General features: G+C 61.8%; 27 protein-coding genes and 1 tRNA gene. 13 read left to right on the forward strand and 15 right to left on the reverse strand.

All coding sequences use genetic code 11. The annotated features are described in order from the left end of the window. Window positions 1–49: 49 nt before the first annotated feature. The 5 genes from NIBR502773_RS16920 to NIBR502773_RS16940 form a co-directional block, all read right to left on the reverse strand. A complete protein-coding gene (locus tag NIBR502773_RS16920; RefSeq protein ID WP_141156505.1) occupies window positions 50–1,237 on the reverse strand; it encodes a methyltransferase in 1,188 nt (395 codons plus the stop codon). Next, window positions 1,218–1,907: an ABC transporter permease gene (locus tag NIBR502773_RS16925; RefSeq protein WP_141156506.1), complete on the reverse strand. Its 690-nt coding sequence runs from the start codon at window positions 1,905–1,907 to the stop codon at window positions 1,218–1,220. The genes NIBR502773_RS16920 and NIBR502773_RS16925 overlap by 20 nt, the downstream gene beginning before the upstream one ends. Next, window positions 1,907–2,599 carry an ABC transporter permease gene (locus NIBR502773_RS16930; protein ID WP_027605092.1) on the reverse strand — a complete coding sequence of 231 codons (693 nt, stop codon included), beginning with the start codon at window positions 2,597–2,599 and terminating at the stop codon, window positions 1,907–1,909. Before NIBR502773_RS16930 ends, NIBR502773_RS16925 begins: the two co-directional genes overlap by 1 nt. Before the next feature lie 74 nt (window positions 2,600–2,673). After that, window positions 2,674–3,426, reverse strand: a complete 753-nt coding sequence (locus NIBR502773_RS16935) for an ABC transporter substrate-binding protein (protein WP_115486518.1) — start codon at window positions 3,424–3,426, stop codon at window positions 2,674–2,676. Between the two features lie 13 nt (window positions 3,427–3,439). Next, on the reverse strand, window positions 3,440–4,213 hold the full coding sequence (locus NIBR502773_RS16940; RefSeq protein WP_027605090.1) for an ABC transporter ATP-binding protein: 774 nt from the start codon (window positions 4,211–4,213) through the stop codon (window positions 3,440–3,442). Between the two features lie 534 nt (window positions 4,214–4,747). On the opposite strand from NIBR502773_RS16940, the gene gabP reads away from it, so the two are divergent. Further along, window positions 4,748–6,139, forward strand: a complete 1,392-nt coding sequence (gene gabP / locus NIBR502773_RS16945) for a GABA permease (protein ID WP_027605089.1) — start codon at window positions 4,748–4,750, stop codon at window positions 6,137–6,139. A gap of 139 nt (window positions 6,140–6,278) precedes the next feature. Here the strand turns inward: gabP and NIBR502773_RS16950 are convergent, their stop codons facing one another. Both NIBR502773_RS16950 and NIBR502773_RS16955 read right to left on the reverse strand, forming a co-directional pair. Beyond that, a complete protein-coding gene (locus tag NIBR502773_RS16950; protein ID WP_141156507.1) occupies window positions 6,279–6,692 on the reverse strand; it encodes a hypothetical protein in 414 nt (137 codons plus the stop codon). Window positions 6,693–6,709: 17 nt separating this feature from the next. Next, on the reverse strand, window positions 6,710–7,648 hold the full coding sequence (locus NIBR502773_RS16955; protein ID WP_141156508.1) for an alpha/beta fold hydrolase: 939 nt from the start codon (window positions 7,646–7,648) through the stop codon (window positions 6,710–6,712). A gap of 172 nt (window positions 7,649–7,820) precedes the next feature. Between NIBR502773_RS16955 and NIBR502773_RS16960 the strand changes: the two genes are divergently transcribed. Together NIBR502773_RS16960 and NIBR502773_RS16965 are read left to right on the forward strand one after the other, a co-directional pair. Further along, a complete protein-coding gene (locus NIBR502773_RS16960; protein WP_141156509.1) occupies window positions 7,821–8,786 on the forward strand; it encodes an arsenic resistance protein in 966 nt (321 codons plus the stop codon). 85 nt (window positions 8,787–8,871) lie between these two features. Continuing rightward, complete coding sequence (locus NIBR502773_RS16965) at window positions 8,872–10,476, forward strand: hypothetical protein (protein WP_141156510.1); 1,605 nt, start codon at window positions 8,872–8,874, stop codon at window positions 10,474–10,476. 121 nt (window positions 10,477–10,597) lie between these two features. Here the strand turns inward: NIBR502773_RS16965 and NIBR502773_RS16970 are convergent. The 4 genes from NIBR502773_RS16970 to NIBR502773_RS16985 all read right to left on the reverse strand — a co-directional run bounded on the left by NIBR502773_RS16970 (window position 10,598) and on the right by NIBR502773_RS16985 (window position 14,320). Beyond that, window positions 10,598–10,673 (reverse strand) — tRNA-Phe (locus tag NIBR502773_RS16970). Window positions 10,674–10,776: 103 nt separating this feature from the next. Next, window positions 10,777–11,049: an oxidative damage protection protein gene (locus NIBR502773_RS16975; RefSeq protein WP_027605083.1), complete on the reverse strand. Its 273-nt coding sequence runs from the start codon at window positions 11,047–11,049 to the stop codon at window positions 10,777–10,779. Continuing rightward, entirely contained in the window at window positions 11,046–12,113 is a 1,068-nt protein-coding gene (mutY, locus tag NIBR502773_RS16980) for an A/G-specific adenine glycosylase (protein WP_115486510.1), read from the reverse strand. The genes NIBR502773_RS16975 and mutY overlap by 4 nt, the downstream gene beginning before the upstream one ends. Next, window positions 12,110–14,320 carry an AsmA family protein gene (locus tag NIBR502773_RS16985; RefSeq protein WP_141156511.1) on the reverse strand — a complete coding sequence of 737 codons (2,211 nt, stop codon included), beginning with the start codon at window positions 14,318–14,320 and terminating at the stop codon, window positions 12,110–12,112. The genes mutY and NIBR502773_RS16985 overlap by 4 nt, the downstream gene beginning before the upstream one ends. Before the next feature lie 325 nt (window positions 14,321–14,645). Here NIBR502773_RS16985 and NIBR502773_RS16990 point away from each other — a divergent pair, with 325 nt between their 5' ends. From NIBR502773_RS16990 to NIBR502773_RS17020, 7 genes are all read left to right on the forward strand, one after another. After that, window positions 14,646–16,307, forward strand: a complete 1,662-nt coding sequence (locus tag NIBR502773_RS16990; RefSeq protein ID WP_115486508.1) for an OFA family MFS transporter — start codon at window positions 14,646–14,648, stop codon at window positions 16,305–16,307. A gap of 169 nt (window positions 16,308–16,476) precedes the next feature. Next, a complete protein-coding gene (gene hisB / locus NIBR502773_RS16995) occupies window positions 16,477–17,070 on the forward strand; it encodes an imidazoleglycerol-phosphate dehydratase HisB (RefSeq protein ID WP_017849940.1) in 594 nt (197 codons plus the stop codon). Beyond that, complete coding sequence (gene hisH / locus NIBR502773_RS17000) at window positions 17,070–17,708, forward strand: imidazole glycerol phosphate synthase subunit HisH (protein WP_065940741.1); 639 nt, start codon at window positions 17,070–17,072, stop codon at window positions 17,706–17,708. The genes hisB and hisH overlap by 1 nt, the downstream gene beginning before the upstream one ends. After that, complete coding sequence (locus NIBR502773_RS17005) at window positions 17,709–17,966, forward strand: DUF2164 domain-containing protein (protein ID WP_065940742.1); 258 nt, start codon at window positions 17,709–17,711, stop codon at window positions 17,964–17,966. It begins immediately after the preceding gene. 39 nt (window positions 17,967–18,005) lie between these two features. Continuing rightward, window positions 18,006–18,743, forward strand: coding sequence for a 1-(5-phosphoribosyl)-5-[(5-phosphoribosylamino)methylideneamino]imidazole-4-carboxamide isomerase (gene hisA, locus NIBR502773_RS17010; protein WP_027605077.1), 738 nt, complete (start codon window positions 18,006–18,008; stop codon window positions 18,741–18,743). A gap of 9 nt (window positions 18,744–18,752) precedes the next feature. Continuing rightward, window positions 18,753–19,523 carry an imidazole glycerol phosphate synthase subunit HisF gene (gene hisF / locus NIBR502773_RS17015; protein WP_003171107.1) on the forward strand — a complete coding sequence of 257 codons (771 nt, stop codon included), beginning with the start codon at window positions 18,753–18,755 and terminating at the stop codon, window positions 19,521–19,523. Window positions 19,524–19,589: 66 nt separating this feature from the next. Next, on the forward strand, window positions 19,590–20,345 hold the full coding sequence (locus tag NIBR502773_RS17020; RefSeq protein ID WP_065925754.1) for an ABC transporter substrate-binding protein: 756 nt from the start codon (window positions 19,590–19,592) through the stop codon (window positions 20,343–20,345). Here the strand turns inward: NIBR502773_RS17020 and NIBR502773_RS17025 are convergent. The 4 genes from NIBR502773_RS17025 to gpmI all read right to left on the reverse strand — a co-directional run bounded on the left by NIBR502773_RS17025 (window position 20,336) and on the right by gpmI (window position 25,471). Then, complete coding sequence (locus NIBR502773_RS17025) at window positions 20,336–21,115, reverse strand: divergent polysaccharide deacetylase family protein (protein ID WP_098480537.1); 780 nt, start codon at window positions 21,113–21,115, stop codon at window positions 20,336–20,338. The two genes, NIBR502773_RS17020 and NIBR502773_RS17025, sit on opposite strands and share 10 nt — an antisense overlap. A gap of 1 nt (window position 21,116) precedes the next feature. After that, the gene (locus NIBR502773_RS17030; protein WP_065940744.1) at window positions 21,117–22,433 is read right to left on the reverse strand and encodes a S41 family peptidase; all 1,317 of its coding nucleotides are present in this window, start codon (window positions 22,431–22,433) and stop codon (window positions 21,117–21,119) included. Between the two features lie 30 nt (window positions 22,434–22,463). Then, on the reverse strand, window positions 22,464–23,759 hold the full coding sequence (locus NIBR502773_RS17035; protein ID WP_027605073.1) for a murein hydrolase activator EnvC: 1,296 nt from the start codon (window positions 23,757–23,759) through the stop codon (window positions 22,464–22,466). A 185-nt stretch (window positions 23,760–23,944) separates the two neighbouring features. Further along, window positions 23,945–25,471 (reverse strand): 2,3-bisphosphoglycerate-independent phosphoglycerate mutase, encoded by a 1,527-nt coding sequence (gpmI, locus tag NIBR502773_RS17040; protein WP_141156512.1) that lies wholly within the window; start codon window positions 25,469–25,471, stop codon window positions 23,945–23,947. Window positions 25,472–25,621: 150 nt separating this feature from the next. Between gpmI and NIBR502773_RS17045 the strand changes: the two genes are divergently transcribed. Genes NIBR502773_RS17045 through secB form a run of 3 tightly spaced genes read left to right on the forward strand, consistent with a single transcriptional unit; the run spans window position 25,622 to window position 26,813 of the window. Next, window positions 25,622–26,035, forward strand: a complete 414-nt coding sequence (locus NIBR502773_RS17045) for a rhodanese-like domain-containing protein (protein ID WP_027605071.1) — start codon at window positions 25,622–25,624, stop codon at window positions 26,033–26,035. Between the two features lies 1 nt (window position 26,036). After that, complete coding sequence (gene grxC / locus NIBR502773_RS17050; RefSeq protein ID WP_010213876.1) at window positions 26,037–26,291, forward strand: glutaredoxin 3; 255 nt, start codon at window positions 26,037–26,039, stop codon at window positions 26,289–26,291. Window positions 26,292–26,333: 42 nt separating this feature from the next. Further along, complete coding sequence (secB, locus tag NIBR502773_RS17055; RefSeq protein WP_014716520.1) at window positions 26,334–26,813, forward strand: protein-export chaperone SecB; 480 nt, start codon at window positions 26,334–26,336, stop codon at window positions 26,811–26,813. Window positions 26,814–26,909 lie beyond the last annotated feature (96 nt).

A 26,909-nucleotide genomic window follows, 5' to 3' on the forward strand; every position in this document is an offset into this window, starting at 1 on the left:
ATTCCATCAACAGAGTTATCCACAGGTCGGGGTGCGACAATCCTGCCCCTTAATCGCGCTCGGCAAGCACCATCAAGTTGCGTGGTGTCAGTGCGGTTTCGCAGAAGCTGCCCACCTCGACCCTGTAGCCACGTTCGGCCAGAAACAGTGCCCGGTCCAGGACCAGCCACAGCTCAAGTGGGCGCCGAAACAGCCCACGCACCAACTCCAGGTTCCTGACCTCGGCCAAACGTCGCCAGCCGTGCGCCTCCAGCGCCGCCCAATCCTGTTCACCTGTGGATAACCCTTTGAGACTGGCCAACGCCTGGCAGTAGTCGGCGAAGGGTTTGTCCAGCCAACCGGCGGGCAGGGACGGGGTGGGCAGGTACTCGTCGCAATGGCGTAACTGGCGTTGTAACTGATCGAAACCCAGGCGGCGGGCCATTGAGGTGTCCCGCTGCAGCCGCACGCGTTTGCCGGCCGTGACGGTTTCGCTGAGGGGCAGGCCAAGGTCGTCGACCGACAGCTGCAAGGTGGAAGCACGGCCCGCTTCGGACAGCGGTTGGTAGGCGCTCGCGTGGATGCGGTTGTAGCAGCACGGCGCTACGGCCAGTTGCTTGCAGCCGGTGGCACTGGCCAGTTGCAGCAGGCGCACATGCAGGTCGCCGCAGGCATGCAGGGCGACGGGGGTGTGCTCGGGGTCTAGGCTTACGTCCGCCATGACATCTTGCAGGCGATGGGTGACGGGCAGGCCATGGTGGTCGCTCAAGGCCTGGCCTGCCGCGATCAGCGCCGGGTCGTATTCCAGGCAGGTCAGTTGCTGGCCGGTGTGCAACAGGCGGCGGCCGAGGTGCCCCTTGCCGGCGCACCAGTCCAGCCAATGCCGGGGTGTTTGCGCAAACTGCAACGCGGCGCCGAAGGCTTCGATTTGCTGCCACTTGCGCCCGGGTACATCGACATTCAGGCGGCGCGCCGCGGGTTGCAGGGGCTGCGTCGGTAACTTATCCACAGCACTGAGGCGCAGGGCTTCGCGGGCGAGTGAGGGAAAAGGCGCCGGACCCGGTAGGGTGTGGGGATGGTTGTGGCTGGTTTCCGCGTCGGACAACGAGCGTTGGCGCAGCCATCGGGCCAGTTGCGGATGCTCGGTTTCCCAAGGCAACTGCCGATGCACAAAGGGCCGTGGTCGCCACAGCCCTTGGTGCTCGATCAGAAACGCATCCAACGCCTCGAAGCGGGCTTCAACGTCCCTGGCAGGCATCGACGCGCAGCCAGCGTTCCAGCAGCTTGAAGCCGCGTACCAGCAGGAAGGAGATCAGCAGGTAGAACACGCCGGCGGTGAAGAACATCTCCACCGTCAGGTAGTTGCGCGCGATGATCGTCCTGGCCATGCCAGTCAGCTCCAGCAGAGTCACGGTGCTCGCCAGCGAGCTGGCCTTGAGCATCAGGATCACTTCGTTGCTGTAGGCCGGCAATCCGATGCGCGCGGCCCGGGGCAGGATGATGTAGAACAGCGTCTTGGGCCTGGACATGCCCAGCGCACGGGCGGCTTCGATTTCCCCAGGCGGAATGGCCTGGATGGCACCCCGCAGGATCTCGGCGATGTACGCGGCGGTGTGCAGCGTCATGGTGGCGGTGGCACACCAGAACGGATCGCGCAGGTACTTCCACATGAAACTTGAGCGGATGCTGTCGAATTGGGCCAGGCCGTAATAGACCAGGAACAACTGCACCAGCAGCGGCGTGCCGCGAAAGAAAAAGATATAAGCGTAAGGCAGGGCGCGCACAGACAGGTGCTTGGACGAGCGCGCGATACCCAGGGGGATGGCCAGGATCAGGCCGAGGATCACAGCGATGCTCACCAGCTCCAGGGTCAGGATGGCGCCCTGGATAAACTTCGGCAGCCACTTGATGATGACTTCCCATTCCATTACGTCGTCCTCACGAAGCCGCGGGCGGCGCGTTGTTCCAGGAAGTGCATGGCCACCATCGACAGCGACGTCAGGCCCAGGTAGATGAATGCGGCGACCATATAGAAGGTGAAAGGCTGTTTGGTGACGGTTACGGCGATCTGCGCATGGCGCATGATTTCTTCGAGGCCGATGACCGTGACCAGCGCGGTATCTTTCATCAGGATCAGGAACAGATTGCCCAGGCCCGGCAGGGCGATGCGCCACATCTGCGGCATGATCAACCGGGTAAAGATACGAAACTTCGACAGGCCCAGCGCCACACCCGCTTCGCGGTGGCCTTTGGGAATGGAGATGATTGCACCCCGCAGCACTTCCGTGGCGTAGGCGCCGAAACACAGGCCCAGGGCGATCACGCCAGCGGCAAAGGCGCTGAGGGACAGGTCGGGAATGTCGAGCAGCTCACCCAGTGAGCGCATGGCGTTGATCGTGCCGAAGTAAATCAGCAGCACCCACAGCAGCTCCGGCACACCGCGAACGATTGTCGAGTAAGTACCGCCCAGCCATTGCAACGGCTTGTACGGGGAAGTCTTGGCCAGGGCACCGGCGAGGCCGAGTACCAGCCCCAGGCATAACGCCGTGAGCGCCAGTTTGACGGTCATCAGCGCGCCGGCAGCGAGCGCCGGGCCGAATCCGTAGAGATCGAAATTCATGGTGTTTTCATATCGCGGCAGGCATTGCTGAAAGCCGGCGCGCTCAAGTGAGCGCGCCGGGCAGGTCGTTCAGGTCATTCGATGCTGAACGGGAAGTACTTGTCGTTGATCTTCTTGTAGGTGCCGTCTGCCTTGATCTCTGCCAGGGCTTTGTTCAGGCGCTCGCGCAGCGGGTCGCCCTTGCGTACGGCGATACCGATCTTGTCGCTCTCGACAACCGGGTCGCCCTTGAACTCGTAGGCCGAACCGTCTTTGCTCTTGAGCCATTCGTACTGCACGTACTTGTCGGCGAGGATCCCGTCGAGACGGCCGGACGTCAGGTCAAGGTAGGCGTTTTCCTGGGTGTCGTAGAGCTTGGCTTCGGTGTCAGGCAGCTTGTCTTCCAGGTAGGTGCCGGCGAGCGTCGCGCGTTGGGCGCCGATGACCTTGCCCTTCAGGTAGCCGGCGTCGGTCTTGAAGTCTGCGGTGGCCTTGGGCGCGATGAACTGCAGCTTGTTGGAGTAGTACGGGTCGGTGAAGTCGACGGCTTGCTTGCGCTCGTCGGTGATCGACAGCGAGGACACCAGGAAGTCGAATTTCTTGGCATTCAGGGCCGGGATGATGCCGTCCCAGTCGGACACGTACACGTCGCACTTCTCGACTTTCATCTTGGCGCACAGGGCGTCGCCGATGTCTTTGTCGAAGCCGACCACTTGGCCGCTGGCGTCTTTATTGTTGAACGGCGGGTAGGCCGCTTCGATCCCCATGGTCAAGGTTTCTGCCATGGCCGTGGCGCTGAACGCCATCGAGACGGCCGCGGCCAGAAGGAATTTTTTATAGTTCTGCATGCATGTTGCTCCGTTAGCGGTTGCTGGACATGAATTGTTTGCAGCGCGCCGAAAGCGGGTTTTCAAACACCTGCTGTGGCGATCCTTGCTCTTCGATCAGGCCCTGGTGGAGGAACACCACTTCACTGGAGACCTGACGGGCGAAGCCCATTTCGTGGGTGACCAGCAGCATGGTGCGGCCTTCTTCGGCCAGCGCGCGGATCACATTAAGTACTTCCTGGACCATTTCCGGGTCAAGCGCCGAAGTGGGTTCGTCGAACAGGATGACCTTGGGCTGCATCGCCAGGGTGCGCGCGATGGCCGCCCGTTGTTGCTGGCCGCCGGACAATTGCGCGGGGTAGGCATGGCGCTTGTCGGCGATGCCGACCTTGTCCAGCAGGGCTTCGGCCACTTCTATGGCCTCGGCCTTGCTCTGGCCGAGCACGCGGCGAGGGGCCTCGATGATGTTGTCGAGGATGCTCATGTGCGGCCACAGGTTAAAGTTTTGAAACACAAAACCGATTTCGCTGCGCAGGCGGTTGATCTGCTTGCCGTCGGCGGCCTGCAGCTCGCCGTTTTTTGCGGCCTTGAGCTTGAGTTCTTCGCCGGCCACGAGGATCTGGCCCTGGTGCGGGTTTTCCAGCAGGTTGATGCAGCGCAGGAACGTGGACTTGCCGGAACCGGAGGAACCCAGGATCGAGATCACATCGCCGTCGCGAGCGGTCAGCGAGATACCTTTGAGTACCTCCAGCTCACCATAGCGTTTATGCAAGTTGCGGATTTCAAGCGCGGGCGTGGCCTCGGCCATGTGGGGTCCTCATTGTGTTCATTGCGATCTTCGCTGTTGGGCCGCCTTCCTGGCGAGGCGCCAAGCTAGCATAGCGTCCTGATGGCGGCCAACAGCATGGCGGGCGGTAAACGGGCGGTGTGCGGCAGGGTGTCGCGCCATCAACAACCGAACAACCGTTTTAACCCGTGAATCCGCAGGCTTCGCGTGAAAAAGGGCGCGATGGTGCCAGCTTTGGGCGGGTGTTGGAAGGGTTAAACGGGCAAACGGTAGCGATCGGCCCTTTTATGGCGCGCCGTGTACTTTTCGTGTGTGTTTTTGGTGCGCTTGTTCGTCTTGAAAGTGAGTCGCACGGTAACGCTATAGCGGAATGCCATTGTTCTCAATGACTTGCGATGACTGGTGAATTGTCCTGCAGGCCGCGTCAATCGCGGTTTTGTAACATTTTGGCGCAAATCTTGCGTAAAAAATAAAGAACGCCCTGTTGGTTTCTTTTCACGAGGAAGATCCCAGGCCGGGCGGACCGTTTTCGCAATTCCTCGCAAAGGTGTGTCAATGAGTAGTACGCAAAGCTCCAATGACCTCGAACAGGGGCTCAAACCGCGTCACGTCACCATGCTGTCGATTGCCGGCGTCATTGGTGCCGGTTTGTTCGTCGGCTCCGGCCACGCGATTGCTGCCGCCGGCCCTGCGGTACTGCTGGCATATGCCGCAGCGGGTACGCTGGTGGTCTTGGTGATGCGCATGCTGGCCGAAATGGCCGTGGCGTCGCCGGACACCGGTTCGTTCTCCACCTACGCCGACCGTGCGATCGGTCACTGGGCCGGTTTTACCATCGGCTGGCTGTACTGGTGGTTCTGGGTGCTGGTGATTCCATTGGAAGCCAACGCCGCCGCGACCATTCTCCACGCCTGGTTCCCGGATGTGGCCATCTGGGCCTTCACGCTGGTCATCACGTTGCTGCTGACGGCCACCAACCTGTTCAGCGTGAAGAACTACGGTGAGTTCGAGTTCTGGTTTGCGTTGATCAAGGTCGTGGCGATCGTGGGCTTTGTGATCCTCGGCCTGGCGGCGATTTTCGGCTTCCTGCCGACCAGCCAGGTCAGCGGCGTTTCCCACCTCTTTGACACCCAAGGCTTTATGCCCAACGGCATGGGCGCGGTATTGGCCGCGATCCTGACCACCATGTTCTCCTTCATGGGCACCGAGATCGTCACTATCGCCGCCGCTGAATCGAAGAACCCAGGCCAGCAAATCACCAAGGCCACCAACTCGGTGATCTGGCGGATTGGTTTGTTCTACCTGTTGTCGATCTTCATCGTCGTGTCCCTGGTGCCTTGGAACGATCCTACCCTGGCGGCCGTAGGTTCCTACCAGACCGTGCTGGAACGCATGGGTATCCCGAACGCCAAGCTGATCGTCGACCTGGTGGTCCTGGTTGCCGTGACCAGCTGCCTGAACTCGGCGCTGTACACCGCTTCGCGCATGCTGTTCTCCCTGGGTCGTCGCGGCGATGCACCGGCCGTGGCCAAGCGCACCAACAAGAGCGGCACGCCTTATTGGGCGGTGCTGCTGTCCACCGGCGCGGCGTTCCTGGCGGTATTTGCCAACTACGTGGCACCGGCTGCGGTGTTCGAATTCCTGCTGGCCAGCTCTGGCGCCATCGCGTTGCTGGTGTACCTGGTGATTGCAGTGTCGCAACTGCGCATGCGCCAGAAGCGCATGGCGGCGGGCGAGAAAATTGTCTTCAAGATGTGGCTGTTCCCAGGCCTGACCTACGCGGTGATGGTGTTTATCGTCGGCACATTGACCATCATGCTGTTCCAGGAAGCGCACCGGGTCGAGATCATCGCGACTGGGGTCTTGAGCTTGCTGGTAGTGGCGGCGGGGTTGATTGTGTCCAGCCGTCGCAAGGCGCAGAGAGTGGGCGCTGCGGTGCTGAATTGATGTGATGGAATGCGGTGCTTGATTGCGCCGCAGTTCAAATGTGGGAGGGGGCTTGCCCCCGATGGCGGTGCGTCAGTCGACATCTAATTGACTGATACCACGCTATCGGGGGCAAGCCCCTCCCACATTTGGTTTTGCGTCAGTCTTGGGCGTTGGTGAGAGCCTCGGATGCGGCGACGTAATCCGCCTGGAACTGCGGCGATTCGATCCACGCCAGTGCGGCGGCTTCATCGTCGCTGTCGGTGGCCCACTGCCGATACTCGATCAGTGCCGCCAGGATAAAGTCGGTGGCTTCTTCTTCGCCTTCCTGCTCCAGCACCAGCGCGAGCAGGGGGTGGGCCAGGAATACCGCGCAGAGGGCTTGCTGGCTGGTCTCGCCGGCGGTGCGCATCTCCACGAACAGCTCGGTCAAATCCACTGATTCAAGGTCAATCCGGTCGTCGTCGCCGGCAAACGCATCCGGCTTGCTCGCGACGGCGCGCTGGGTGCGGTTCTGCTTGGCCTTGGCCTTGGCCCGGTGGGCACGTTTTTGCTGCTTGTTCGGCGAGGCCATGGGCTCACGTCCTTGGGTCAGGATCTGGGTGGGGTATTGAAGCGCAGGTTGAGGGAAATCCCAAGGGTATCCGCCGTTAATTGACCGTGTTGCAGCCATGCCAATGCAATCGGCCACAACCGATCCTGATACTCGCTGCGAAAGAACGCGAAATGTCCGACCTGTTTTTCGCCGATGTCTTCAGGGGCAATGCGCAGATGGGTGCACTCGCTGCCGTCGAAGTAACCCAGCAACCGTTCAATCGCCGCCACGGTGCCAAAGGGGTCATCGGTGATGCTGATCGCCAGCACCTGCGCCTTTACGCGACTGAATGGCAACTGCGCGAGAGCCCGCCCGCTGGGCCGCGTCTCATACCTGGGCGTTGGCGTGCTCCAGTCGCGCACCACGCCTGCCGGCGTATCCTCCAGCCAACCCAGGCGCTTGCCGGGGAAATACCCGCAGAGTGCCGTGACCACCGGCATGACCACATGCCATTTGGCAAACATCTGCCAGCGCCCGGCGGCGGCGTAATCGCGCCAGTAGGCGAACTGCGCGCCCACGGTCACGATTCGCCGGATCGCCGCGCCGGATGCCCCCAGTCCCGCCGCACAACCGCCAAAACTGTGGCCGACCACATCAATCGGCTGGCCTGGAAACTCCCGCTGTGCCCGCAGCAGGATCGCTTCGAAATCCAACGTGCCCCAATCCGACCACGACGCCTTGAACCCGCGTAACGAGCCGCTGCGGGACTCGCCGATGCCGCGATAGTCGTAGGTGATCACGTCGAAGCCGTTGGCAAACAGGTAGTCGGCGAAACGTGAGTAGTGGCGGCAGCGCACGGAGGTGGCGGCGTTGATGATGACGACCGGGCGTTCGCGGTCGGTGCGCGGGTGGCGCCAGGTGAAGCCGCCGAGGGGATGGCCGTCTGCGGCGGATTCGAGGAATGCTTCTTGGGTGGGGCGGGTTGGCAGGTTCATAGGTCCGCTCGATCCGTGCGCTTTTTTGTGGTGCTTGGAGGCTCACGCGCTTTTTATAGGGAGTCGAAATTAACAAATTTAGCGCGCCATGGGTGTGAAGATGGCCATGACGCTCGACCTTGGCCGTTTGGGTGCATAGGCTGACGATCTTTCGATTGATCTGAGCTCGACCATGACCCGCGACACCCTCGAACACCACCAGATCCCCGTCTACTTCGCCGCTGTCCTCCTGGCTGGTGCTTTCGGCCTGCTCGCGCCTTCGTTGGCCCAGGGCCTCGGCGCGCTGGTCACGCCCGCCATCGCGGTGTTGATGTATGCGATGTTCCTGCAAATTCCTTTTCTGGACCTGCGCCAGGGCTTGGGCCACAAGCGCTTTCTGTCGGCGCTGCTGCTGGCCAATTTCATCCTCGTGCCGTTGCTGGTCTGGGCCTTGACCCGTGGCCTGGTGGAGCGCCCTGCGTTGCTGGTGGGCGCATTGCTGGTGTTGCTGACGCCGTGTATCGACTATGTGGTGGTGTTTACCCATATCGGTAAAGGCGACTCGCGCTTGATGCTGGCGGCGACGCCGGTGCTGTTGTTGCTGCAGTTGCTTCTGTTGCCGGTGTACCTGGGGTTGATGCTGGGGGCGCAGTCCGGGGTGGTGGTGCAGGCGGGGCCGTTTATCGAGGCGTTCCTGTTGTTGATCGTGCTGCCCATGGGGCTGGCGGTGATCACCACATTCCTGGCGCGGCGCTCATCGGGCGTCAGCGCCTGGAGTGATGCCTGGGCGTGGTTGCCGGTGCCGGCGATGGCGCTGGTGTTGGTGGTGGTGATCGGTTCGCAAATCACTTCGGTGGTGCGTGACATTAACCTGCTGCTGCCGGTGATTCCGGTATACGTGGCGTTCCTGTTGCTGGCGCCGGTGATCGGGGCGTTGTCTGCGAGGCTGTTCGCGCTGCCGGCGGCGACGGCACGGGCGGTGACGTTCAGCGCATCGACGCGTAACTCATTGGTGGTGTTGCCGCTGGCCCTGGCGTTGCCAGAAGACGTGCGCGGCGTGGCGGCGACGGCGGTGATCCTGCAAACCCTGGTCGAATTGGTCGGCGAGTTGATCTACGTGCGCCTGATCCCGAGGCTGGTGTGGCCTGCAGGCCGGTGAAATGTGAATGTTCAGGTTTGTTCAGGTGCTATTAGGGATACGTTCGGCACTCTAGGTCGGCGTTCCCTACCTGACAGGCCAACCCATGGATCACTGCAACCGTTTCCGCCTGGAGTCCCTGGGCATTTTCCTGTTCGCGCTGTTGCTGTTCACGCTGGGTATCTGGGACCAGCAACCCCAGGGCTTTGACGGTCGCTGGGCGCTGTTCCTGCAGGAAATGTTTCGCCATGGCGCGAGTCTTTTTCCCACCACCTATGGGCAGCCTTACGCGGACTACCCTGGTACCGCGACCTTCTTCAGTTACGTATTTGCCCGGTTGTTCGGTGCGCCCAACCATTTGGCCAATGTGCTGCCCACTGCCCTTGCATCCGCCGGGGTCGTAGCCTTGATCTATCGCTTGCTGGTCCCGGCGAGTCGCCCGTGGGCGTTTCTCACGGTGCTGCTGACGTTGCTCACTACCCAATTGCTCGAGAAGTCCCGCTCGGTATGCCTGGACCAGATGGTGGCGTTGCTGTGTGTCGGCAGTTTCTACCTGCTGCACAGTGGTGAGCGCCTGGGCTCACGGTTCAGGCAACTTGCGGTGTTCCCGCTGTTCATCCTGGGTTTCGCGATACGCGGCCCGCTGGGCTTGATCGAAGTCTGCGGCGTGGTATGTGTGTATTGGGCGCTGGGCAGCCCTGGAGAGCGGGTCAGGCAGGTGTTGATCCACGGCATCGTCGGCCTGGTGTTGCTGGCGGCCTGTTGGTGGCTGTTGGTGAGGCTGGCGCGCATCAGCGGCGGCGATGGGTTTGCCGATGAAGTCTTCAAGATGCAAGTGGGCGGGCGCCTTGATGAAAGCGGCGAGCCGTTCTATTTCTACTTCCAGCTGAGCCTGTACCGTTACTTCCCCGTGGTGCCGCTGGCGTTGGTCACATTGGTTGCGCTGCGTTATCGTTGGGCGGAGCGGTTTGATAACCCGGTGCAATTGGTGGTGCGGCTCGGTGCCTGTGGGTTGATGATCCTGCTTGGCTTGTCGGTGCCGCATTTCAAGCGTGCCTATTACATCCTGCCCATGGTGCCGATGTTTGCGGCTGTCGCGGCCTATGGGCTGCTTCAGGCGCAAGGCTGGCTTTCGGGCGTGCGCAGGGGCTACGAGTGGCTTGTCGCGGCGTTGCCGGCGCTGTGCGTGGTTGCCGTGTTGGTCTGTCGGCATGGGTGGCAGAAGCACGGTTACTGGCCTGACGTCTCGTTGCCGCTGTTGGTGGGGGCGCTGGTGATCCTGCAAGTGGCGGCCGTGCTTGCCTGGCGGCGAGCGGGGCGGCTGGTGTGGCTCAGCGCGTTCGCGCTGGGTGCGCAATGGCTGGTGCTGGTGACGGTCGTGGAGCCTGCCAAGGACCTGCAGTTCGACACCCGGCAGTTTGTCGGCCAGGTGGAGGCGCTTCGCGTATCGCAGCCCGGGCAGTTGGTATTCCTCAACCTCGGCAGGGACACCTGGGCCGTGCGCTACATGATGAATCTGGACCATGACGAGCAACCGCTGTTTGTCGGTGCGACAGAGGTTGAGCGCTTGGGCGCGTTGCCCCGTCCGTCGTGGGTCATTGTGGCGCGCAAGGAAACCGCGCTGCTGAAGGGCACGCCTCTGGAGCATCAGGTGCCAAGTTTTGAAGGGCGTTTGAATGACAACCCACTGATGGTGTTTCGGCTGGAATGAATCAGCCGCCTCATCTCAAAATCGCGACTTGGATCACTCAAATTGCAGACAATAAAAAACCCGCACTAGGCGGGTTTCTTATGTGTTTCAGATGACGTTTGCACCACCTGAAACTAATTAGTGGTGCCCAGAGACGGAATCGAACCGCCGACACGGGGATTTTCAATCCCCTGCTCTACCGACTGAGCTATCTGGGCAACGGGGCGCATTAAACGGGTTTTTCAGGGGGGCGTCAAGCAAGTTTTCAAAAAATATTTAATTATTACCGTCGCTTACGTGTCGACCCCGGTTTTTGATCAATTATTGAGCAGGCGGCACGTAGCCGTCAGCCTTGGCGTAATCCTCGCCGGAAAAGAACTTGTCCATTTCGCCTGACAGGTATTTACGGTCTTCGGCGTTCATCATGTTCAGGCGTTTTTCATTGATCAGCAGTGTCTGGTGTTTCAGCCAGTCGCCCCATGCCTGGGCGGAGATGTGATCGAAAATGTCCTGGCCCTTCGCACCTGGGTACGGAGGGCGTTCCAGGCCTGGCAATTCTTCGTTGTACTTGCGGCACATTACGGTGCGGGTCATGACGACTCTCCTGCGTTCAATACATCGGCCGCGCGTTTCAGCAGTTTCTTTACCGGGGCGGCAAGGCCCAGGCGCGGCGGGGTGGCGAGGTTATACCAGAGCCAGTCGGCCTCGGCCACGTGATGGGCGGATTCCTCGACCTGCACCAGCCAGGGTTCGATGGCCAGCTGGAAGTGGCTGAAGGTGTGGATCAGCCCCGGCAGTGCCTGGTGCTTGCCCAGTTCGAGCGCGTGCTGGTTGGCCAGGTGTTCGAGGTCTTGCAGGTCGTCCAGTTCGGGCAGGCTCCACAAGCCACCCCACAGGCCGGTGGAAGGGCGGCGGTAAAGCAGGATGGCGCCTTCGGCATTGGCCAGCATCGGCATCAGCGTGCGCTTCTGCGGGATGGTCTTGCGCGGCTTGGGGATCGGGTAGCGTGTCTCCAGGCCGAGCAGGTGGGCTTCGCAGCCTTTTTCCAGCGGGCACAGCAGGCAGCTGGGTTTGCTGCGGGTGCAGAGGGTGGCGCCCATGTCCATCATCGCCTGGGTGTAGGCATTGACGCGATCATGGGGCGTGAAGCGCTCTGCGGTCGCCCACAGCTGCTTGGCCACCTTGGGTTCGCCGGGGTAGCCCTCTTGAGCGGTAAAGCGCGCCAGCACGCGTTTGACGTTGCCGTCGAGGATCGGCGCGCGCAGGCCCATGCTCAGGCTGGCAATCGCGCCGGCGGTGGACAGGCCGATGCCGGGCAACTCGGTGAGTTTTTCCACATCCCTGGGAAACTCGCCGCCGTACTCGGCCACGATGATTTTCGCGGTCTTTTGCAGGTTGCGCGCCCGAGTGTAATAACCCAGGCCGGTCCACAGGTGCAACACTTCGTCCTCCGGCGCGGCGGCCAGGGCTTCGACCGTTGGCAGGGAGGCCATAAAGCGGTCGAAGTAATTGAGCACCGTGCTGACCTGGGTCTGCTGCAGCATGATCTCCGAAACCCACACCCGGTAAGGCGTGATGCCCTGCTGCCAGGGCAAGTCATGGCGGCCGTGGCGGTCGTACCAGTCCAGCACCGCCGTTGAAAACTGCTCGTTTTTCATCGTTTGAACAGGCCTTTCAAAGCATCTTTGAGCTGCGGGTTGACCTTGTCGAGCTTCTCTTCCAGCTTCTCGCTGAGCTTGTTGCCGGCCGCCTTGATCGCGACCTGGCTCAGGCCGTCCTTGTCTAGGCGGCAAGCCTTGGCGCCGAGTTCCAGCGGGCCACGGCAGCGCAGCGGCACTTCGATGCCCTGGAAGTTGGCGCCTACTTCGCAGGCCGGGTCCGGTACTTCGCGCTGGTCGCCTTCGACGATGATGCCGACGCGGTAATCCATGCCCAGTACGCGCAGGTCGACGTCACCGTTGCCATTGACCGCCAGCCCGGGTATGCGCACTTTCAGGTCGGGGTTGTTGGCGACGCCGTTACGGAAGGTCAGGTTGCCCTTCAACTCCTGGAACGGTGTGTCCTTGCCGCGTTGTTCGCCACTCAAGGTCTTGCGGTTGAGCAGGGCGATACCGGTGCACAGTTGCTGCTCGAGGTTGGCGTTGAGCAGCACGCCGTTGTTGATCACAAAGCTGGCGGTACCGTTGAGGCTGTCGATCAGGGCTTTCTGGCTATTGCCGCGGCCGCTGAGGTTGCTGTCGAGGGTGACCTGGCCTTTCACCGGCGGCGTTTGTCCCTGGGCCTGCAGGATGCGTTCGACCGGCACCTGCTTGATCCGGCTTTGCAGGGCCAGCAGTGGAATGTCCTGGCGCACGTCGAGGCTGCCGTTGGCCTGGAAGGTGCCGTTGTAGAGCCCGCCGCTCAGGGTCTCGAGCTTGAGTTGGCCGTCGACGCCGGACGCTTTCAGCACGGCATTCTGGATCGGCAATTTACTCAGGGTCAGTTGGCCGAAGGCGAGGTCGGCATTCACATCCAGCTTGCGCAGGTGGGCCAGTGGCAGCAGTTTGTCGGTGCTCCAGGCGCCTTTGGTCGGTGCTTCCGGCAGTGGCGTGGTGCCCCCGGCCGCCATGGCGCCGGCTTCGCTGTTCTGCACTTCGGCCTGGCGGGCGGCGGTCGCGCCCTTGGCGGATTCGGACTTGGCCGGCAGGTAGTTGTCGGCGTTGAAGGTATCGCCCTTGAGCTGCACGCGCAGCGCCTGCTTGGCAAAGTCGTCCACGGCGACGCGACCGGTAAAGGTGCTGCCATCGAGTTTCAGGTTCAGGTCTTCCAGCGCCAGGCTGGTCGGCGTGCCCTTGAGGCGGCTGACCAGCTCGACCTTGCTCAGGCTGCCCTCGGCCATGGGCGGCAACGGGTTGCCGACGCTGTCGAGGAACTTGGCCAGGTCAAACTGGGCGATGGACAGCGCGCCGCTGAGCTGCGGGGTCTTGTCCAGGTCGTTGACCTTCAGCTCGCCCAGGGCGCGCAACTGGTTGGCCGAGAGTTTAAGGTTGGTCCATTCGGCGATATTGGCCGCCTGGTCCACCAGTAACTGGCCTTGTGTGGAGAAGGTCACGGTCTTGCCTTGCAGCGGCTCGCCAGTGGCTTCGCCGGTGACTTTCATGTCTTCGAACTGGTAGCGCTTGAGCGCGCGTTCGATACGCAGGTTGCCGTTGAGCTCGGTCTTGACGCGCATCACCGGCTGGTTGCTGCCGAAGAAGGCGGTGAGTTTCACCGGGATGCTCGCGCCTTCGTGCACGGCGCCGGTGCTCAGCTGGATGCTTTCGGCGCTGAATTGCTTGCCGGTCTGTTCATCGTTGTATTCGACGCGGGCGTTGTTGACCGTCAGGCTGTCGATATCCAGGCGGATCGGCTTGGACGGTTTTTCCGCTTCGGGCTCGGCAGGCGCTTGCGCTGGCGCGGGGGTTCCGGCAGTTGCCACCGGTGCGGTCTTGCCGATGTCTTCCCAGTTGCCATGGCCCTGCTTGTCGCGGTTGAGGCGCAGGTTCAGGCCTTCGACCCGCACATCGCTCATCTGTACTTCGCGACGCAGCAGCGGCAGCACGCGCACCGACAGGCCAAGCATTTGCAGGTCGGCGAAGGGTTGGGTCGGCGTGGTCAGGGTCGCCACGCTGGCTTCGTGCAGTTCAAGGCCGAGCCAGGGGAACAGGCTCCAGCCGATATCGCCATTGAGCGTCAGCTCGATGTGGGCCTTGTCGCGGGCAATCTGGCGAATCTCGTCTTTATAGTCGTTGGGATCGAAGAGATGGGTCAGGGCAAAGCCCAGAGCCACAATGATCAGCAACAGCCCGAGAAGTACCAGACCCAGGATTTTGCCGAACGCTTTCATGGGCGAGTCCTTGTATGTCGATTTCAAAATTTAGCCGCAGAGTATAACGCCCGACGGCCTGCGTCAGTTCACCGATCGTTACATTGTATCCACAGGTCGGGAAGCGGGTTTTTGACGCCAATAAAACCGAAAAATCGCAAAAAGATGATGTCATTTTGATTTTTCTGTCATCCGCTAATGCTAATCTTCAGCCGTTCGTTCGCCTTCTGCGACTTATCGTCGCGCCAAAATGGAGCTTCACTCTACAAAAACGGCCACGCTTTGCGTGCAAGGCCGAGGGAGAGAGCGCCTGACGAACGCATACTAATAACTGGGGGATACATCAATGAGCAGCAGCACTGTGGCGGGCAATACCGCCCCGCAGCCTGCGTTCCTGTCCAAGGAGCGCATTATCGCCAAGCCCGGCTTCAACCGCTGGCTGGTTCCACCGGCCGCCCTGGCCATCCACCTGTGCATCGGCATGGCCTACGGCTTTTCAGTGTTCTGGCTGCCGCTGTCCAAGGCGCTGGGTATCACTAAACCGGTTGCCTGTGCGCCGGACATGAGCTTCATCGCCCAAGTCTTCTCGTCCCAATGCGACTGGCCCATCTCCATGCTGGGCTGGATCTACACCCTGTTCTTCATCTTCCTGGGTTGCTCGGCAGCGATCTGGGGTGGCTGGCTGGAACATGCCGGGCCGCGCAAGGCCGGTGTTGTGTCGGCGTTGTGCTGGTGCGGCGGCCTGCTGATCTCGGCGCTGGGTATCTATACCCACCAGATCTGGCTGATGTGGATCGGCTCCGGGGTCATTGGCGGTATCGGCCTGGGCCTGGGTTATATCTCGCCCGTATCGACCCTGATCAAGTGGTTCCCGGATAAGCGCGGCATGGCCACCGGCATGGCGATCATGGGCTTCGGCGGCGGCGCAATGGTGGGCGCCCCGCTGGCCGCTGCGCTGATGGGGCACTTTGCTTCGCCGACCAGCGTGGGCGTATGGCAGAGTTTCCTGGTCATGGCTGCGATCTACTTCGTGTTCATGATCGGCGGCGCGCTGTCCTACCGCGTTCCACCCACTGGCTGGAAGCCTGAGGGCTGGACCGCACCGGCGAAAAAAGCCAGTAACGCGATGATCACCCACCGTCACGTGCACGTGAATGTGGCGTGGAAAACCCCGCAATTCCGCTTGGTATGGCTGGTGCTGTGCCTGAACGTGTCGGCCGGTATCGGCATCCTCGGCATGGCTTCGCCGCTGCTGCAGGAAGTGTTCGGTGGCAAGCTGCTGGGTGTCGATGTGCCGTTTGGCCAACTGGACGCCGGGCAATTGGCGTCGATTGCCGCCATCGCTGCGGGCTTCACCGGCCTGCTGAGCCTGTTCAACATCGGTGGCCGGTTCTTCTGGGCGTCGTTCTCCGACTACCTGGGGCGTAAAAACACCTACTTCGTGTTCTTCGCCCTGGGCTTTGCCCTGTATGCGCTGATCCCGAACCTGGGGCACCTGGGCAATGTGGCGCTGTTCGTGGCGGCGTTCTGCATCATCCTGTCGATGTACGGCGGTGGCTTTGCGACTGTCCCGGCCTACCTGGCGGACCTGTTCGGTACCCAGATGGTCGGCGCGATCCACGGTCGCCTGCTGACCGCCTGGGCAGCGGCGGGCGTGCTGGGCCCGGTGCTGGTGAACTACCTGCGTGAGTATCAACTGAGCATCGGCGTTGAACGCGCTGCGGCCTATGACATCACCTTGTACATTCTCGCCGGCCTGCTGGTGCTGGGCTTTATCTGCAACATGCTGGTCCGCCCGGTGGCCGACAAGTACTTCATGACCGACGCGGAACTGGCCGCCGAGCAGGCGCTGGGCCATGACAAGGGTGCCGATGCCAGCACTTCCCTGGAGTGGAAAGCGGCACCCGGCACCGTGCCGTTGGCGATCGCGGCCTGGCTGGTGGTGGGTATTCCGTTGGCGTGGGGTGTGTGGGTGACCCTGCAGAAGACGGCGGTACTGTTCCACTAAGTTGAATACAAGCGGGTGCACCATCCTGGAGCACCCGCTTGTGTATACATGTCTATCCTCGACATTACCCGCCTCAACTCGTCAGTCTTATCCCCTTCGATGTTTCTGTTTAGCGCCCGCGCCCCTATAATGGCTGCCTTTTTCGCCCAATGATTTTGCGGAGCTGGTGATGGCCGAACGTAAGGCGTCCGTCGAGCGCGACACTCTGGAAACCCAGATCAAAGCCTCGATCAACCTGGATGGCACCGGAAAGGCCCGATTTGATATCGGTGTACCTTTTCTTGAGCACATGCTGGACCAGATCGCCCGTCACGGGCTGATCGACCTGGATATCGTCAGCAAGGGCGACCTGCATATCGACGACCACCACACGGTGGAAGACGTAGGCATCACCCTCGGCCAGGCGTTTGCCAAGGCCATCGGCGACAAAAAAGGCATCCGTCGCTACGGCCACGCCTATGTCCCGCTGGACGAAGCGCTGTCGCGTGTGGTCATCGACTTCTCCGGCCGCCCAGGCCTGCAGATGCACGTGCCGTACACCCGCGCCACCGTGGGCGGCTTCGACGTCGACCTGTTCCAGGAATTCTTCCAGGGCTTCGTCAACCACGCACTCGTCAGCCTGCACATCGACAACCTGCGTGGCACCAACACCCACCACCAGATCGAAACCGTGTTCAAGGCTTTCGGCCGCGCGCTGCGCATGGCCGTGGAGCTGGATGAGCGCATGGCCGGGCAGATGCCCTCGACCAAGGGCGTCCTGTAATGCAGACGGTCGCGGTTATCGATTACGGCATGGGCAACCTGCACTCGGTGGCCAAGGCCCTCGAACACGTAGGGGCCGGCAAGGTGCTGATCACCAGCGATGCCAACGTGATTCGCGAAGCCGACCGCGTGGTGTTCCCCGGTGTGGGCGCGATCCGCGATTGCATGGCCGAGATCCGTCGCCTGGGCTTTGACAGCCTGGTGCGCGAAGTCAGCCAGGATCGCCCGTTCCTCGGCATCTGCGTGGGCATGCAAGCCTTGCTCGATCGCAGTGAAGAGAACGACGGCGTTGACTGCATCGGCCTGTTCCCCGGCCAGGTGAAGTTCTTCGGCAAGGACCTGCACGAAGACGGCGCCCACCTGAAAGTCCCGCACATGGGCTGGAACGAAGTCAGCCAGGCAGTGGATCACCCGCTGTGGCACGACATCCCGGACATGGCGCGCTTCTACTTCGTGCACAGCTACTACATCGCCGCCGGTAAGCCGCGCCAGGTGGTGGGTGGTGGGCACTACGGCGTCGACTTCGCCGCAGCGTTGGCCGAAGGTTCGCGTTTTGCCGTGCAGTTCCACCCCGAGAAGAGCCATACCCATGGCCTGCAATTGCTGCAGAACTTCGCCGCCTGGGATGGGCGCTGGTAAATGGCCAGGAAGCCGAAGCCGCCGATCTTGACCCTCACGCCGGAGCAGGAAAGTGAGGCTACCCTCAAGATCAAGCGCTTCATGGAAGACCGCTTCGAGCTCAAGCTGGGCTCGTTCGAGGTCGCCGAGATTCTTGAGCTGTTCACCACCGAAGTGGCTCCGCACTATTACAACCGGGCGATTTTCGATACGCAGACGCTCCTTAAAGAAAGGTTCGAAAGCATCGAAAGCGACCTGTGGTCGCTTGAGAAACCCTGATTTCCCAAGCATTGCTGAATATCGAATAAGGTTTGCCAGATGCTGATTATCCCCGCTATCGATCTCAAGGACGGCGCCTGCGTCCGTCTGCGCCAAGGCCGTATGGAAGATTCCACCGTGTTCTCCGATGACCCGGTGAGCATGGCTGCCAAATGGGTGGAAGGGGGCTGCCGGCGTCTGCATCTGGTGGACTTGAACGGCGCCTTCGAAGGCCAGCCGGTCAACGGCGAGGTGGTCACCGCGATCGCCAGGCGCTACCCGAACCTGCCGATCCAGATCGGCGGCGGTATCCGCTCCCTGGAAACCATCGAGCATTACGTCAAGGCTGGCGTGAGCTACGTGATCATCGGCACCAAGGCCGTGAAAGACCCGGCCTTCGTCGCCGAAGCCTGCCGCGCGTTCCCAGGCAAAGTGATCGTGGGCCTGGACGCCAAGGATGGTTTCGTCGCCACCGACGGCTGGGCTGAAATCAGCACCGTGCAAGTCATCGACCTGGCCAGGCAGTTCGAAGCCGACGGCGTGTCCGCCATCGTTTATACCGACATCGCCAAAGACGGCATGATGCAGGGCTGCAACGTGCCGTTCACCGCGGCGCTGGCGGCGGCGACGAAGATTCCGGTGATCGCTTCCGGCGGCATTCACAACCTGGGCGACATCAAGTCACTGCTGGACGCCAAGGCTCCAGGCATCATCGGCGCCATCACCGGCCGCGCGATCTACGAAGGTACCCTGGACGTCGCCGAAGCCCAGGCTTACTGCGATGCCTATAACGGCTGAGGACTGACCATGGCGCTGGCCAAACGCATAATCCCTTGCCTGGACGTCGACAACGGTCGCGTGGTCAAGGGCGTCAAGTTCGAGAACATCCGTGACGCCGGCGACCCGGTGGAAATCGCCCGTCGCTACGATGAGCAAGGTGCCGACGAAATTACCTTTCTCGACATCACTGCCAGCGTCGACGGCCGCGACACCACGCTGCATACCGTCGAGCGCATGGCCAGCCAGGTGTTTATCCCGCTGACCGTGGGCGGTGGCGTGCGCACCGTGCAGGACATCCGCAACCTGCTCAATGCCGGTGCGGACAAGGTCTCGATCAACACGGCTGCGGTGTTCAACCCGGAGTTCGTCGGCGAAGCCGCACAGCACTTCGGCTCGCAATGCATCGTGGTCGCCATCGACGCCAAGAAAGTCTCCGGCCCGGGCGAAACCCCGCGCTGGGAGATCTTCACCCACGGCGGTCGCAAGCCGACCGGCCTGGACGCGGTGGAGTGGGCGATGAAGATGGAAGGCCTGGGCGCCGGGGAAATCCTGCTGACCAGCATGGACCAGGACGGCATGAAGAACGGCTTCGACCTGGGCGTGACCCGCGCCATCAGCGATGCGCTGGGTATTCCGGTGATCGCCTCCGGCGGCGTCGGTAACCTGCAACACCTGGCCGACGGCGTGATCGAAGGCCATGCCAGCGCGGTGTTGGCGGCGAGTATTTTTCACTTTGGTGAATACACCGTTCCCGAGGCCAAGGCCTACATGGCGGCGCGCGGTATCGTCGTTCGCTAAACGTTGCTGGACACCATGGCAGGCGCGCGGCACTCTCTGCGCTTGCCATGGATTCCGGTAGCCTTCATGTTCAAGACCCTGCTGCTTGCCCTCGCCAGCACCTCCATCTTCATGGTGAGTGCAGCCCACGCCGAAGAGCCGTCCGACGCCTCCCTGGTATTGCTGACGGAAAATTTCCCGCCCTACAACATGGCCAAGAACGGCAAGAACTTCGCCAGGGACGAGAACATCGAAGGCATCGCCGTAGACATCGTGCGCGAAACCTTCAAGCGTGCCGGCATTTCCTACAATCTCACCCTGCGTTTTCCCTGGGAGCGAATCTACAAGCTCGCCCTGGAGAAACCCGGCTATGGCGTGTTTGTGATGGCGCGCCTGCCGGATCGGGAAGCGCTGTTCAAGTGGGTCGGCCCCATCGGCCCGGACGACTGGGTGCTGCTGGCCAAGGCCGACAGCAAGATCCAGCTCGACGACCTGGAGCACGCGCGCCGCTACAGGATCGGCGCCTATAAAGGCGATGCCATCGCCGAGACCCTGGAGAAGCAGGGCCTTAACCCGGTGGTGGTGTTGCGTGACCAGGACAACGCGCAAAAGCTCGTGGATGGCCAGATCGACCTGTGGGCCACCGGCGATCCGGCCGGGCGTTACCTGGCGCGCCAGGTCGGTGTGACAGGGCTCAAGACTGTGCTGCGGTTCAACAGTGCCCAGTTGTACCTGGCGCTGAACAAGGATGTGCCGGATGAGACGGTGGCCAGGCTGCAGGCAGCGTTGGATCAGTTGCGCTCTGAAGGGCGGGTGGAACAGATCATGGCGGACTATTTGTAGCGGTAGACGCCGTTCTTGCCGTGCCCCGCCATGGCTTGATTGCTGCGCACACTGATCATCAGCTTGATATCAATCCACTCGATGCCCTGGGCCTGGAGCTTGGGCAATTCGCGCTCGAGCACCGCCAGCGTCTGCGGATAGGGGTGGCCGATCATCACCGCCGAACCCTGTTTATGCGCCAGCTTGATCGCGGTTTGCAGCTGCGTGGCAATCGCCGCTTCGGTGCGCTCATCATCGAGGAATACATCCCGCGAGACATGGGCCAGGCCGATCTTCTGCGCCTCGGCGGCGGCCACGGTCTGTGCGCTGGTGCGGCTGTCGACGAAGAATTTGTTGCGCCGCTGCAGTTCCGCCATCAGCCAGGCCATGGCGGCCGGCTGGGCAGTCATGCGACTGCCCATATGGTTGTTGATGCCGGCGGTGTAGGGCACGGCCTTGAAGGCGGCGTCCAGGCGTTGGCCAAGTTCTTCGAGGGAGAGTTCCGGGTGCCAGGCGAACGGGCCGGTGGCGGGGTCCATGGGCATGTGCAGGATCACGATCTTGCCGGCCTTGTGCGCTTCGCGGGCGAATTCGGCGGCGTGGGGCGTGTCGGGCATGATCGCCGTGGTCACCGGCCCAGGCAGGGCCAGCACGCGACGATCCCGGGGCAGGTTTTGCCCCAGGTCATCGATGATGAGGGTCAGGTAGGCTTTGTGGGATTCGCCGACAGGGGTCGCTTGGGCGACCCCTGCCAGGCTGCACAGCACAGCGATGATCAGGGCAACACGCATATCAACGGCTGCGCGTAATGCTCAGGCCCTTGAGCAGGCTCAGCGCCTGGGCCAACTGGTAGTCATCGTCCTGCGGCATCGGCTTGGCTTTCTTGCTGCTGCCGGTTGGCTGGTCGGCACCGCCGTTGCCATTGCCCAGGTGACCTTGCAGGTCGGCTTCCTTGTAGTACTCGCTGTCGATTTCGTTGGTGATCTTGGCCTTGCGCACTTCGATGTCCGGCACGATGCCCTGGGCCTGGATCGAGCGGCCGTTCGGCGTGTAGTACAGCGCGGTGGTGATCTTCAGGGCGCGATCGTTGTTCAGCGGCAGCACGGTTTGTACCGAGCCTTTGCCGAAGCTGGTGGTGCCCATCAGCACGCCGCGCTTCTGGTCTTGCAGGGCGCCGGCGACGATTTCCGAGGCCGAGGCGCTGCCGCCGTTGATCAGCACGGCCAATGGCACGTTCTCGCTGAGGTCGTTGCCGGTGGCCGAGAAGCGCAGCTCGGAGTTGGCGATACGGCCCTTGGTGTAGACGATCAGGCCCTTGGTGATGAAGTGGTCGACCACTTCCACCGCCGACTGCAGCACGCCGCCCGGGTTGTTGCGCAGGTCGAGCACGATGCCGCTGAGTTTCTTGCCGTTGTCCTTGCGCAGCTTGGCCAGGGCCTTGGCCACTTCTTCGCCGGTCTTGACCTGGAACTGGGTGATGCGGATGTAGCCGTAGCCCGATTCCAGCAGCTGGCTCTTCACGCTCTTGACCACGATGGTCGCGCGGGTGAGCGTCACGTCAAACGGGTTGCCGCCATCGCGCACCAGGGTGAGGGTGATTTTCTGGCCGATCTTGCCGCGCATCTTGTCGACGGCTTCGGTCATGGTCTGGCCGCGGGTCGGCTGGCCGTTGATCTTGACGATAAAGTCACCGGCCTGGATGCCGGCCTTGGACGCCGGGGTGTCATCGATGGGCGAGACCACCTTGATATTGCCGTCTTCGGCGCCGACTTCAATGCCCAGGCCGCCGAATTCACCGCTGGTGCTTTCCTGCAGCTCGGCAAAATCTTCCGGACCCAGGTAGGCGGAGTGCGGATCAAGGTTGCTGAGCATGCCCTTGATGGCATTCTCCAGCAGGGTCTTGTCGTCTACAGGTTCGACATAGGCGGCCTTGATCCGGTCCATGACCTCGGCAAAGGTGCGCAGCTCGTCCAGCGGCAATGGCGCCTTGGTGGTCGCGGCCGTGGCGGCGGGTGCAGCCGGGGCGGCCTGGTCGGCAAAAGCCAGAGGCGCGCCGATGACCAGGGCGATCGTCAGGGCCAGCGAAGTGAGGCGGGACAAATGCAGCATGTCGAACGAACTCCTAATGTAGATGCGACCCTATCCTTGGGACCGGCACCATTGTGCGGGATCGCTCGGGCGACCCTGCTGACGAATAGCGAAGTACAGCGCCGGGGTGTCCTGGCCACCACTGTTACCGACAGTGGAGATGGATTCACCGGCTTTTACAACATCACCTGCCGACTTGAGTAACGTCTGATTGTGGCCATAAAGGCTTAAATAGCCATTACCGTGGTCGAGAATCACCAACAAACCGGCGCCCCGCAGCCAATCGGCAAACACCACGCGCCCACCATGTACGGCGTGGACCTGGCTGCCGGCAGAGGCGCTGATCATCACCCCGTCCCACTTGGCGCGGGTGTCATCGCCTCGGGTTTCCCCAAAGCGTGCCAGCAGTCGACCATCAACCGGCCATGGAAGTTTGCCGCGGGCTGAAGCAAAAGGCCCGCCGAACGACTCGCCGGCACTGGAAACCAGCGGGCCAGGGGCGGCATGTGCCGGTTTACGCGGTGCCGGGGCATCGCTGGTGGCTGCCAGTTCGGCCTCACGCTGGCGCTTTTTTTCCGCTTCCTGCTGGGCGATCAGCGCTTTCTGTCGCGCTTCTTCGGCCTCGCGTGCCTGGCGTGCCAGGGTTTCTTCGATGGTCTTGAGCACTTTGGCCAGGTCGGCCTGGTCCTGCTCGCGGGCCTGCAGCTTGGCGTCGCGGGCCTTCACGTCGTCATTGAGCTTGGCCAGGGCCAGCTGGCGCTCCTTGCGGACCTTGTCCAGCTCGTCGCGCTGGGCGTTGAGGCTGGCTTTCTGGTCCTCCAGCTGCGACTGCTGGTTGGCGATTTCCTGTTCGACGTTGGCCAACTGGCGCAGGGTCTCGTTGAAGCTTTTCAATTGCTCCAGGCGGGCCTTGCTCAGGTAGTCGTAGTAGGTCAGGGTGCGCGCGAATTTCTCCGGGTTCTGCTGGTTGAGCAGCAGCTTGAGATATTCCTGGCGGCCGCTCTGGTAGGCAGCGCGGGCCTGGATCGCGATCAAGCGTTGCTGTTCAACGCGTGCGCTCTGGAGTTTTTTTTTCTCAGCGTCGAGTCGCTCCAGTTCCGACTCGCTCTTCTTTAGTTCTTTTTGCAGCTCCTGGACCTGCTTCTCCAGCTTGCCCATTTCGGTTTCCGTGCCGCGCAGGTCTTTCTGCACCCCGGATTTTTCTTCCTGGAGCTTGCCGAGCAGTTTTTTCAGCTCGGTAATGTCCTGACGCGTAGCGTCCAACTGTTGTTGAGTTTGTGCGCGCTCGTCGGCAAACGCCGGTTGGAGCAGGCAGACAAGAGCGAGGGTAATCAAGGCGCGAAGCATAGAGGCGGGCGACACCAGGGAAAGGGACGGCCTAGTATGCCCGCCAAGCGCTGCAAAAAAAACGCCCAATTCGGCCTGGAAGGCAAGATAGGTGCCGAGCGGCGGTGGTATGGCAAAAAGACATCTGCCAAACACCGCAGATCCCATGTGGGAAGGGACAAGCCCCTCCCACATGTTTGTTGAGATCAGACCAGAATTGAGGTCCCGGTCATCTCTTTGGGCTTCTCCAACCCCATCAGCATCAGCATGGTCGGCGCCACATCCGCCAGCACGCCGCCTTCACGTACTTTGAAATCGCGCTTGCCGACGTAGATGAACGGCACCGGCTCGGTGGTGTGGGCGGTATGGGCCTGGCCGGTGGTTTCGTCGGACATCTGCTCGCAGTTGCCGTGGTCGGCCGTGATCAGCGCTTCGCCGCCGACTTTTTCCAGGGCCTCGACAATGCGGCCGACGCACAGGTCCAGGCATTCCACAGCCTTGGTCGCAGCTTCCAGGTTGCCGCTGTGGCCGACCATGTCACCGTTGGCGTAGTTGACCACGATCACGTCGTAACGCTGGTGGTCGATGGCGTCGACAATCTTGTCGGTGACTTCCGGCGCGCTCATTTCCGGCTGCAGGTCGTAGGTGGCGACTTTCGGCGAAGGGATCAGGATGCGTTCTTCGCCCGGGAACGGTTCTTCACGCCCGCCGGAGAAGAAGAAGGTGACGTGGGCGTATTTTTCGGTTTCAGCGATACGCAGCTGGGTCTTGCCGTTCTTCGCCAGGTAGTCGCCCAGCACGTTGTCCAGGCTGCCGGCAGCAAAGGCAGCGGGGGCCGGGATGCTGGCGGCGTATTGGGTCAGGCCCACGAATTGGACTTTTGGCTGGCGCGCCCGCTCGAATTCCTTGAAACCGTCTTCGACAAACACACGGCTCAGCTCGCGGGCACGGTCGGCGCGGAAGTTCATGAACACCACGGCATCGCCGTCTTCGACCTTGACCGGCTCGCCGATTGTAGTGGCCTTGACGAATTCATCGCTTTCGCCGCGGGCGTAGGCGGCTTCCAGGCCTTCCTGGGCGGTGGCGGCGTGGAATTCGGCCTGGCCGTCGACGATCAGGTTGTAGGCCTGGGACACGCGGTCCCAACGGTTGTCGCGGTCCATGGCGAAGTAGCGGCCCACCAGGCTGGCGATGCGGCCCTTGCCCAGGGCGGCGAAGGTGGCGTCCAGCAGCTCGATGGAGGACTGGGCGCTTTTTGGCGGGGTGTCGCGACCATCGAGGAAGGCGTGCAGGTAGATCTTGTCGGCGCCGCGCTTGAAGGCCAGCTCGGCCATTGCCACCAGATGGTCCTGGTGACTGTGAACGCCGCCGTCGGACAGCAGGCCCATGAAGTGCACGGCTTTGCCGGCGGCCACGGCTTTATCTACCGCTGCGCAGAGGGTCGGGTTCTCGAAGAACTCGCCATCGCGGATCGATTTGGTCACGCGGGTGAAGTCCTGATAGACCACTCGTCCGGCGCCGAGGTTCATGTGGCCGACTTCCGAGTTGCCCATCTGGCCGTCCGGCAGGCCCACGTCCATGCCCGAGCCGGAGATCAGGCCGTTGGGCACCGTCGCGGTCAGGCGGTCGAGTACGGGCTTCTTGGCCGCGTACACCGCGTTGTCGTGGTGGCTTTCACTGTGTCCGAAGCCATCGAGAATTATCAGGACCAAAGGTTTAGGCGTAGTAGTCATAGATCCTCTCGCGGCGGTAATAAAGGAAGGCAATTGAAAAGGGAGTGGCAGTTTAAAGCGAAGTTCCGACCACGTCACCGCCTTACGGGGGTTGGCCCCCCTGACGGCTGTGTATACTTACCGCCATTTTAACGCCCTGGAACCTCCTTGATGGTTGATCACCTGATTGCATTTGCCACTGCCCACTATCTGCTCGTGGGTGCCTTCGTCATCCTGCTTGCGCTGCTGATCGCTCACGAATTGAGCCGTGGTGGCCGCAGCCTGAGCACGTCGGAGCTGACCGCGCTGGTCAACAAGGATGAGGCCATTGTGGTGGATATCCGCCCAGTCAAGGATTTCGCCGCCGGCCACATCGTCGGTGCCCTGAACATTCCTCAGGACAAGCTGATCGCGCGCCTGGCCGAGCTGGAAAAGCACAAGGCCAAGACCATCATCCTGGTCGACGCCCAGGGCCAGCACGCCGGTACCCACGCCCGCGAGATGCTCAAGAGCGGTTTCACCGCCGCCAAGCTGTCCGGTGGCATCAGCAGCTGGCGCGCCGATAACCTGCCGCTGGTGAAGTGATATGAGCCAGGTCGTCGTATATTCCAGCGATTGGTGCCCTTACTGCATGCGGGCCAAAGCCCTGCTGGAGAAAAAGGGCGTTGCCTTCGAAGAGATCAAGGTCGATGGCAAACCCCAGGTGCGTGCCGAAATGGCCCAGAAGGCGGGGCGCACGTCGGTGCCGCAGATCTGGATCGGCGCTAAACACATCGGTGGTTGCGACGACCTGTTTGCCCTGGAGCGCGCCGGTAAACTCGATGCGCTGCTGCTCGTCTGACTCCTAACCCCTAAAAGACCCCAAGATCAAGAAGGATCTGCGATGACTGACCAACAGAACACCGAAGCAGCAGAAGCCCAAGGCCCACAATTTTCGCTGCAGCGTATCTACGTGCGTGACTTGTCGTTCGAAGCGCCGAAAAGCCCGGCTATCTTCCGCCAGGAATGGACCCCAAGCGTTGCCCTGGACCTGAACACCCGTCAAAAGGCACTGGAAGGCGATTTCCACGAAGTCGTGCTGACCTTGTCGGTCACCGTCAAGAATGGCGAAGAAGTGGCCTTCATCGCTGAAGTGCAACAGGCCGGTATCTTCCTGATCCAGGGCCTGGACGAAGCGTCCATGAGCCACACCCTGGGTGCGTTCTGCCCGAACATCCTGTTCCCGTATGCCCGCGAAACCCTGGACAGCCTGGTCACCCGTGGTTCGTTCCCGGCGTTGATGCTGGCTCCGGTGAACTTCGATGCCCTGTACGCCCAAGAGCTGCAGCGCATGCAACAGGAAGGCGCGCCGACGGTTCAGTAATCTCGAACCCGACGCAGAACCCAATGTGGGAGGGGGCTTGCTCCCGATAGCGGTGGATCAGTCACGTAGATGTCGACTGACACTCCGCCATCGGGG

This window comes from Pseudomonas sp. NIBRBAC000502773 (assembly GCF_006517195.1).
GTDB lineage: Bacteria > Pseudomonadota > Gammaproteobacteria > Pseudomonadales > Pseudomonadaceae > Aquipseudomonas > Aquipseudomonas marginalis.

What these genes read in the sequence shown, in the direction of transcription:
- NIBR502773_RS16920 (WP_141156505.1), bottom strand. Translation starts at nt 1,237, where the DNA reads ATGCCTGCCAGGGACGTTGAAGCCCGCTTCGAGGCGTTGGATGCGTTT.
- NIBR502773_RS16925 (WP_141156506.1), bottom strand. Translation starts at nt 1,907, where the DNA reads ATGGAATGGGAAGTCATCATCAAGTGGCTGCCGAAGTTTATCCAGGGC.
- NIBR502773_RS16930 (WP_027605092.1), bottom strand. Translation starts at nt 2,599, where the DNA reads ATGAATTTCGATCTCTACGGATTCGGCCCGGCGCTCGCTGCCGGCGCG.
- NIBR502773_RS16935 (WP_115486518.1), bottom strand. Translation starts at nt 3,426, where the DNA reads ATGCAGAACTATAAAAAATTCCTTCTGGCCGCGGCCGTCTCGATGGCG.
- NIBR502773_RS16940 (WP_027605090.1), bottom strand. Translation starts at nt 4,213, where the DNA reads ATGGCCGAGGCCACGCCCGCGCTTGAAATCCGCAACTTGCATAAACGC.
- gabP (WP_027605089.1), top strand. Translation starts at nt 4,748, where the DNA reads ATGAGTAGTACGCAAAGCTCCAATGACCTCGAACAGGGGCTCAAACCG.
- NIBR502773_RS16950 (WP_141156507.1), bottom strand. Translation starts at nt 6,692, where the DNA reads ATGGCCTCGCCGAACAAGCAGCAAAAACGTGCCCACCGGGCCAAGGCC.
- NIBR502773_RS16955 (WP_141156508.1), bottom strand. Translation starts at nt 7,648, where the DNA reads ATGAACCTGCCAACCCGCCCCACCCAAGAAGCATTCCTCGAATCCGCC.
- NIBR502773_RS16960 (WP_141156509.1), top strand. Translation starts at nt 7,821, where the DNA reads ATGACCCGCGACACCCTCGAACACCACCAGATCCCCGTCTACTTCGCC.
- NIBR502773_RS16965 (WP_141156510.1), top strand. Translation starts at nt 8,872, where the DNA reads ATGGATCACTGCAACCGTTTCCGCCTGGAGTCCCTGGGCATTTTCCTG.
- NIBR502773_RS16975 (WP_027605083.1), bottom strand. Translation starts at nt 11,049, where the DNA reads ATGACCCGCACCGTAATGTGCCGCAAGTACAACGAAGAATTGCCAGGC.
- mutY (WP_115486510.1), bottom strand. Translation starts at nt 12,113, where the DNA reads ATGAAAAACGAGCAGTTTTCAACGGCGGTGCTGGACTGGTACGACCGC.
- NIBR502773_RS16985 (WP_141156511.1), bottom strand. Translation starts at nt 14,320, where the DNA reads ATGAAAGCGTTCGGCAAAATCCTGGGTCTGGTACTTCTCGGGCTGTTG.
- NIBR502773_RS16990 (WP_115486508.1), top strand. Translation starts at nt 14,646, where the DNA reads ATGAGCAGCAGCACTGTGGCGGGCAATACCGCCCCGCAGCCTGCGTTC.
- hisB (WP_017849940.1), top strand. Translation starts at nt 16,477, where the DNA reads ATGGCCGAACGTAAGGCGTCCGTCGAGCGCGACACTCTGGAAACCCAG.
- hisH (WP_065940741.1), top strand. Translation starts at nt 17,070, where the DNA reads ATGCAGACGGTCGCGGTTATCGATTACGGCATGGGCAACCTGCACTCG.
- NIBR502773_RS17005 (WP_065940742.1), top strand. Translation starts at nt 17,709, where the DNA reads ATGGCCAGGAAGCCGAAGCCGCCGATCTTGACCCTCACGCCGGAGCAG.
- hisA (WP_027605077.1), top strand. Translation starts at nt 18,006, where the DNA reads ATGCTGATTATCCCCGCTATCGATCTCAAGGACGGCGCCTGCGTCCGT.
- hisF (WP_003171107.1), top strand. Translation starts at nt 18,753, where the DNA reads ATGGCGCTGGCCAAACGCATAATCCCTTGCCTGGACGTCGACAACGGT.
- NIBR502773_RS17020 (WP_065925754.1), top strand. Translation starts at nt 19,590, where the DNA reads ATGTTCAAGACCCTGCTGCTTGCCCTCGCCAGCACCTCCATCTTCATG.
- NIBR502773_RS17025 (WP_098480537.1), bottom strand. Translation starts at nt 21,115, where the DNA reads ATGCGTGTTGCCCTGATCATCGCTGTGCTGTGCAGCCTGGCAGGGGTC.
- NIBR502773_RS17030 (WP_065940744.1), bottom strand. Translation starts at nt 22,433, where the DNA reads ATGCTGCATTTGTCCCGCCTCACTTCGCTGGCCCTGACGATCGCCCTG.
- NIBR502773_RS17035 (WP_027605073.1), bottom strand. Translation starts at nt 23,759, where the DNA reads ATGCTTCGCGCCTTGATTACCCTCGCTCTTGTCTGCCTGCTCCAACCG.
- gpmI (WP_141156512.1), bottom strand. Translation starts at nt 25,471, where the DNA reads ATGACTACTACGCCTAAACCTTTGGTCCTGATAATTCTCGATGGCTTC.
- NIBR502773_RS17045 (WP_027605071.1), top strand. Translation starts at nt 25,622, where the DNA reads ATGGTTGATCACCTGATTGCATTTGCCACTGCCCACTATCTGCTCGTG.
- grxC (WP_010213876.1), top strand. Translation starts at nt 26,037, where the DNA reads ATGAGCCAGGTCGTCGTATATTCCAGCGATTGGTGCCCTTACTGCATG.
- secB (WP_014716520.1), top strand. Translation starts at nt 26,334, where the DNA reads ATGACTGACCAACAGAACACCGAAGCAGCAGAAGCCCAAGGCCCACAA.